General features: G+C 31.9%; 6 protein-coding genes. 2 read left to right on the forward strand and 4 right to left on the reverse strand.

From position 1 onward, the window contains the following. Both HX062_RS15935 and HX062_RS15940 read left to right on the forward strand, forming a co-directional pair. Positions 1-1,096: PDDEXK-like family protein (locus HX062_RS15935; RefSeq protein ID WP_286468104.1), on the forward strand; the 1,096-nt coding region annotated here is incomplete at its 5' end. A gap of 482 nt (positions 1,097-1,578) precedes the next feature. Continuing rightward, entirely contained in the window at positions 1,579-1,842 is a 264-nt protein-coding gene (locus HX062_RS15940) for a hypothetical protein (protein WP_286468105.1), read from the forward strand. A 34-nt stretch (positions 1,843-1,876) separates the two neighbouring features. Here HX062_RS15940 and HX062_RS15945 read toward each other — a convergent pair whose 3' ends face one another. From HX062_RS15945 to HX062_RS15960, 4 genes are all read right to left on the reverse strand, one after another. Then, on the reverse strand, positions 1,877-2,014 hold the full coding sequence (locus HX062_RS15945; RefSeq protein WP_286468106.1) for a hypothetical protein: 138 nt from the start codon (positions 2,012-2,014) through the stop codon (positions 1,877-1,879). 96 nt (positions 2,015-2,110) lie between these two features. Beyond that, positions 2,111-3,163: a hypothetical protein gene (locus HX062_RS15950; RefSeq protein WP_286468107.1), complete on the reverse strand. Its 1,053-nt coding sequence runs from the start codon at positions 3,161-3,163 to the stop codon at positions 2,111-2,113. 1 nt (position 3,164) lies between these two features. Next, a complete protein-coding gene (locus HX062_RS15955) occupies positions 3,165-3,791 on the reverse strand; it encodes a hypothetical protein (protein ID WP_286468108.1) in 627 nt (208 codons plus the stop codon). 642 nt (positions 3,792-4,433) lie between these two features. Next, positions 4,434-4,655 carry a hypothetical protein gene (locus HX062_RS15960; protein ID WP_286468109.1) on the reverse strand — a complete coding sequence of 74 codons (222 nt, stop codon included), beginning with the start codon at positions 4,653-4,655 and terminating at the stop codon, positions 4,434-4,436. Positions 4,656-4,835: the final 180 nt, after the last annotated feature.

Here is a 4,835-nt window from a genome sequence, read left to right on the forward strand (position 1 = left end):
GTTTTCATACTTGACAGTTTTGTTTAAAGTTAATAATTTCGAATTAACAACTGTCCGATTTTTAGGGAAGCCTACACATGGACAAGGTGCCCTTTTTTTGGAGCAGTTTATCGCTGTGATCAAAAACGCGAAAACACCCCCTTATGACCTCGCTTTCTTTGATTGTGACTCGGCCTATGTTAAAACGGAGTATTACGCAGGAAAAGTAACAGACACACAAGGAGGGCGAATCGATATTTTTATTAAAGACAAAAACAACCGGATTATTCTGATCGAGAACAAAGTAAACGCTGGTCCAACAGGCAATCAATTGGAACGGTATAGAGCTAGCTTTCCCTCGTCTTTTCTTGTGTACTTGACCTTATTTGAAGAAAACACCAAGGAGTATGATGCCTTTGTTAATGAATACATGACCTATCACTACGATCTCTTGAACTGGCTAGATGCCTGTAGAAAGGAGTGTATTGATCTCCCTATACTCCGTGAAGCTCTTGCTCAATACATGAAACTCATAAAAAAACTAACCTACCAACGCAATTCAGATGTTATGGATAAGACAATTATAGACCATATTCTAAAAGACAATGATTCTTTAGAGAGTTTTCAAAAGCTATTATCATATAGAGATAACGTAAATCAAGCCGTTCAAGAAGCCTTTCTAGTAAAAGTAAGAGCGCTTGTCCACGAGTTGGGTATGGAACACACGGGCTTAGAACTGGAAAACCTGAAAACAAAATACCAGCCTTTTGTGATTTATACAACAGATATAAAAGACAAAAACATTGGTGTTTTTGGTGAATTCGATAGAGATAACTTAGTTGATTTTTATATGGGGCTTGGCTATTTTACCAATTTAAAAACACCTTTTACCTATTCAGAACCTACAAAGGACAGCATTAAACAAAACGGATATAAATATTCAAATAATGACTTAGGTTGGGTTTGTCATAAATATTTTGATCCGCTGATCAATTGGAACAATGACACAGTTATCCTATCCATGCATACAGAAGAAGCACTTGAGGCACTTAAAGCAGAACTTACGTTTTTAAAAGACCTAGCTGAATCATTAGCCCCGCTTCCGCCTGTGGTATAAAACAGGAGGGAACATCTGTTCTGCCTCACCCAATAGCCCCCCTTATCCCTAAAAGGATGAAAAGTAGGGTGGTAAATAAATACACCAGATTTCTAGATAAAACAAAAAAGGATGTTCAAATCGAACATCCTTTTTTTACTAATTTCCTTCACTTGCCGTTAAAAAGGAGCTTGTACTACATTCCGTATCCTCTTCATTGGTTAAAACGACCTTTTCTATTTTAAATATCTAAAAGTTAAACATCTATTGGAGATAACGAATACAAAAAAAAACATTCTCAAAACACATACTCCCTAAAAAATATGTATACAAAACACTAGTAATCAATTGTATAAAATAAAAAACAAGGACTAAATTTAATCACATAAAACAAAAAATTTGACTCGTATGGTACAGTCGCAGGATTGGAAACAACTGCAAGCGTTTATGTGAACGCTAGGACTCTTAACCCATACGTTTTTTTTTCCTTCAACTCACAGCATATGAATGCAACTCCAACCCATCCGTTGCTTCCCGCAAACGATCTGTACATCTTAGCGTTACTTCAATCGCTTTTTGATCAACAAGCAAGCTTTACGGCTTATGCGCAATGTATAAATGAACTTTTTTACTACTATGTACAGCAGTGTACGACTCAAGCAGATGTTTTCTTTTTAAATCCAGCAGATGTACACTGTATTCTTGAAGTGGTAACTGTATTTCAACAACTCAAAGTACCGATATCCAATGATCTTGAAGAGCTCTAGTTAGAGCCTCTCACTTCCTAAATTCAGCTCATATTCAAGCGACAATTTGTATAGACAGGTGTTCTGTATTCCCCATTACTTGTTGTTCCGGTCGGGTTAACGTACCTTCTAGCTCATAAACAGAAGCAATCCGCCATACTAAACAAATCTCAACAAATGGAAGTAACTCCATAGTCTAGGAATACAAAGCCCAACAGCAAGGATAAATTGCTGTCGGGCTTTGTAAAATATTCTTTTGTACATACCCGAAATGTTAAATAATTTTTATCTATTTCAATTCACTCAAAATCAGTTGATTTTTTTTAATCAATTCTCTCATGTTTTGTAAGTGAACAGCTAAGATACCATCTGAATAATCTCCCACTCTTCCTTCTAGCTTATTTTCAATAACTTTAAAATACTCTTTTGATCTCTTAATCTTTGAGGGGCTGACATTAGCTAATTCAGTGGCTCTACTAATTGCTAATGCAGTTCCACGTCTTTTTGCATTAATTAACTGTCTCTCTGCTAAAACTTGACGCTTAACTTCATTGCTGAGTGACTTAATAACTTTGTTTCTAGTACTAGTGCCTAATTTAGTATTTCCAGCGAAGGACATTATTTTATATGTTTCTTTAGTTATAGTATTTGCATTAGCCGATAGATTTTTACCTTGTTTAGCTAATTTAGCACCTTGAGACAATCCTCGTAAAGCCCCTTTTGTAATTAAGCTTCCACCAGGTAGTAACCCTGCAGCTAAAACAATCCCACCAGTACCCATATCTATTAAATTATCTTGATGTTCAGCCTGTTTTCTTTGCTTTTCGTCTTGAGAAAACTCTTTAATTTTTAATAATACCTCTTCACTTAAAATGATGTTGTCAAGATCATAAAAAGAATTTAGTTCCTCTAAACTAATGTTGAATTTCTTACTATAAGCAATATTTAGGTCTTCAATTTCACTTACTAAATCATTATAAGCTAAATTAATTTCAACATCTTTCATTAATAAATTAACTAAAGCTAGGTTATCTATCTCTTCTTTATAATTTAAAAATTCAATATCTGATTTAGCATAAATCTGTTTTTTTTCATATTCAACTAATAAATTATCATATATTTTTACTTGATCATAAATAATATTAGGTAATACTACCTGAAGATTACCCTCTTTATGTCTAGATAAAATTTCAAGTGCATTTTGACTATATAATTCTATATCTATACTCGTTTCTTTTGATTGCGTATAATCCTCTGTTTTAACTTGTTCTTTTTTTTCTGAACATGAGTAAAGAAAAAATGCATTTGCAAACAATGCTACTACTATAATTTTTTTATACATATTAAAACTCTTTTATTGTCCCCAGATTTAAAGTATGAACAACCTTATCTCCATTTACTTTATTTGAATAGCGAAAATATTGTTGTTTGCCTTCCTTATAAAACTTAGTAGAAACTTCTCCTTTATAGTCTTCTTTAACTATTTTGTGATCCTCAAAAACAATGTCATGCATATCTGTTTTAAACAACCCATCCCCTATGCGTCTAACACTAGTACAGCTTAATTTCTTAGCATTGTCAATTGAAAAACTATAGATATAAAAATTTTCTTTTGCTTTATAAAAATACGTCAAGACATCTTCATACTTATAAACTTTTGATCCTGCATCATCTATTTGAGAATCAATAATTTTATATAAATCTCCATTAGCCTCTAAAATATAAGGATTGTTATCTGAGTTAAAAAATTCAAGAACTAACTTATAATCTGGATACTTTGTAATCATATCTGTTAGATAAGTTAAGCGTCTATCGTTTTTAACTTCATCAGAGTCTATAAATATTTCTTTAGTTTTCGTCAAAAAACCCTTCTCTTCTATTTGTATATCTACAACTTGCTCAGAATCCTCTTTTTTAGTTGAACACGATAAGAATACCAAAGCCAAAAACATACCCAATACATTTTTCATATTACCCATAAATTCTTTTAGGAGCCTACTCCTATTATCAAAAAAAATATTTAAAATCTTCCCAAGATAATACTCTCCTATTAATACAAAATTAATCCTTGGGTGAACTACAGTTATTACTTAGTAAAGAAGTTAATTACAGCTCTAAAAAGCTTTATCTATCGTAGATATAGTTTGTATCGGGAAGTAGGCCCCCTACTTACTCCAAATCATATTTAACTGGCACTATCTCTTAAAGTGTGTAAGTACAAAAATAAAGCTTGGGTTAGATTTTTAAATTAAAGTCTAACCCATTCTTGATATAGGATTAAGAATTGATCAATAATCACACTCTGAATATCCTAATGAAATCCGGACAATTAGTTAAGCCGCTTTATTAATATTTATTATTTGATTAAACTCACTGATTGTCTGGTAGTTTAAGTAGGAGTGTCTACGTTTTTTATTGTATCAGATTTTGATCAATCATTAGATCAATGTCTACATGAAATATTCCTGCAACAAGGACTTATATGTGCAAACGAAAATAGCGATTGGAAAATTTATAATAACATAGCTATTCCATTTGACTGTTGATCAATTGTAAAACGAGTCATTTTATGTTTTGCATTTTTTCTACTTCTGATCTTAGCTTAATGAGCATCATAAAGCATACAGTCCAAAACGTTCTGAATCAACTAACCCAGGTTGCTTAAAATGTAATCCATTTTCACAACAATAATTATAAATTCTATCACTTTCAGATGAGTTTTTAAACGTTATATAAGCTACTTCTAAAAACTTTAACTCTTTTAATCGCTCAATAAAAATATCTGCATTTATATCTACCAACTCTGTAATCATTAAAGCTTTTAAATTAGTCATACTAAAGATTGAATTTACATCTGTTAATTTTTTTAAACCTACACATTGAAATAACTCTATATTATTGGCGTATTTAAAAATTGGAAGTTTTTCTACAGTAGAAATGTAGGCTTCCCTAAAAATCGGACAGTTGTTAATTCGAAATTATTAACTTTAAACAAAACTGTCAAGTATGAAAAC

The organism is Myroides sp. DF42-4-2, assembly GCF_030326445.1.
Taxonomy (GTDB): Bacteria; Bacteroidota; Bacteroidia; order Flavobacteriales; family Flavobacteriaceae; genus Flavobacterium.

Bases quoted from the DNA above. Each gene is read 5' to 3' on its own strand.
- HX062_RS15940 (WP_286468105.1), top strand. From the start codon at position 1,579: ATGAATGCAACTCCAACCCATCCGTTGCTTCCCGCAAACGATCTGTAC.
- HX062_RS15945 (WP_286468106.1), bottom strand. From the start codon at position 2,014: ATGGAGTTACTTCCATTTGTTGAGATTTGTTTAGTATGGCGGATTGCT.
- HX062_RS15960 (WP_286468109.1), bottom strand. From the start codon at position 4,655: ATGACTAATTTAAAAGCTTTAATGATTACAGAGTTGGTAGATATAAAT.
- HX062_RS15955 (WP_286468108.1), bottom strand. From the start codon at position 3,791: ATGAAAAATGTATTGGGTATGTTTTTGGCTTTGGTATTCTTATCGTGT.
- HX062_RS15950 (WP_286468107.1), bottom strand. From the start codon at position 3,163: ATGTATAAAAAAATTATAGTAGTAGCATTGTTTGCAAATGCATTTTTT.